We start from the raw sequence: 1648 nt of genomic DNA on the forward strand, positions 1-1648 counted from the left end.
AGCCTGGATCCGTGGATGCGGTTGCCGGGGGGTGTGGTTGGCAGTGCGTGAGTGCGTAATTGTGTTGTGGGCATGGAGTATTCGCTGACCTTGTGTCAGCTTTCTCACTGGGGTTCCTGGTCGTGGGTGGGCAGGTCGGGCTGTGGGATCAGGTGGTGTTCACAGCGGTCCACAAGGTGGTGAAGGCCTGTTGTGTTGGCCAGTGTCGGGGCAGGTGCAGGACGGGTGTTCGTGCTGGTCGGGCTAGTCGGGCGGGTACCGCGATCAAGGCGCGGCGCAGGGTCGCTCCACGTGCGGCTCGCAGTCTGGGGGTTGCGGCGAGTGCGGCGAGGGTGCGCAGGAGGTTGTGGCTGATGGCGGTCAGCGCCAGCCAGGCGGCGTTGGCGCCGAAGACCCCGGAGGGTAGGTGCGCCAGGGGTCCGTCGATGAGGTCGGCGAACACGGTCTCGATGATGGCGTGGCCGCGGTGGTTGATGTCGGCGGTGACGGTGTCGTCGGTGGTGTTGGTGAAAAACGAGTGGTACCGCCAGGCCGGCATTAACGTGTCGGTGTTCTCGGGGTGGCGGGCTTTGACGCGGCGCACGATGAGTCGGGCGGTGACCGGCTGAGTTGAGAGCGGCTGCACTGTGTAGGTGGTTTCGGCGACTTCGGCATCGGAGATCAGCTCGCCGGTGTCGGGGTCGGTGACCGCGCCGGGATAGTGCACTGGGGTCCAGGCGTGTTCGCTGATCGCGGTGATCGCGCGGGTAATTGCGGTGTTGGTGCGCAGGACCAGCGAGAACGTTGTGTTCAGGCGTTGGCAGGTGCGCATCACTGCGGCGGTGCCGTAGGCGGAGTCACCGCGGACGGTGATCTCACCGGTCGCTGCGCAGCGGCGTGCGGTGGTGATGGTTTCAGCGATCATCTTTGCTGCCCCGGTACCGGAGGCGGCGCGCCCGGCGCGAAGCCAGGCGTTGGCGATGACCGGTGGGTGTCCGGGTGTCGATAGGGCGGCAATCAACGGTGAAAGACCCCGGCGGAGCAGTTCACGTCCGGCGATCTTGGCGTGGCCGTAGGAGCCGCCCTGCTTCTGGTAGCCATAGACCGGGCGCAGCAACGAATCGATATCGACGAACACTCGGGCCTCGGCATCAGGCAACAGGTCAGCGGCGGCGCACATCGCTGGTAGTGCCCGGGTCATCACGGCGTTGAGTTGCCGGGCGTGGCCGGGGGTGAACTCGCGCAGGGTCTGTCCAATTGTGGCCGGGGCGTACACGCGGTCGAACAGGCGGGTATGTCCACCAGCACGCACGAGGTTGATGTCGTCGATACTATCGGCGCCGCAACACAATCCGGCGATCACGGTCAGTAGTTTAGCCTCGAGGTTGGCCCCGGCCGAGGCGACTTGGGTGGTGCCCAAATCGACTCGCTCGCCCAGCAGGGAGGCCAGTCCGGTCGATTCGGCCAACGCCATCACCGGCACCAGCCCGGCATGCGACACCAGGTTGTCGTCGTCAAAGACAGCGGACTCGGCGCCGAACCTATGCGATACTTTCACTGAAAGTGCCTTTTGACTGGATTGTTTTAGTGTCTCAACACCACCAATCATTCCAGCTCAGAGGGCATTTTCACGTTATCGACACCCCGGGCCAGTCCACGGATCCAGGCT

General features: G+C 64.7%; 1 protein-coding gene. It reads right to left on the reverse strand.

Going from position 1 to position 1648, the window contains the following annotated elements; translation table 11 throughout:
* Window positions 1–148 precede the first annotated feature (148 nt).
* The gene (locus tag ABIC25_RS24910) at window positions 149–1537 is read right to left on the reverse strand and encodes an IS1380 family transposase (RefSeq protein WP_354563589.1); all 1389 of its coding nucleotides are present in this window, start codon (window positions 1535–1537) and stop codon (window positions 149–151) included.
* Between the last annotated feature and the right edge of the window lie 111 nt (window positions 1538–1648).

It is taken from the genome of Gordonia sp. PvP123 (assembly GCF_040547295.1).
Lineage (GTDB): Bacteria > Actinomycetota > Actinomycetes > Mycobacteriales > Mycobacteriaceae > Gordonia > Gordonia terrae.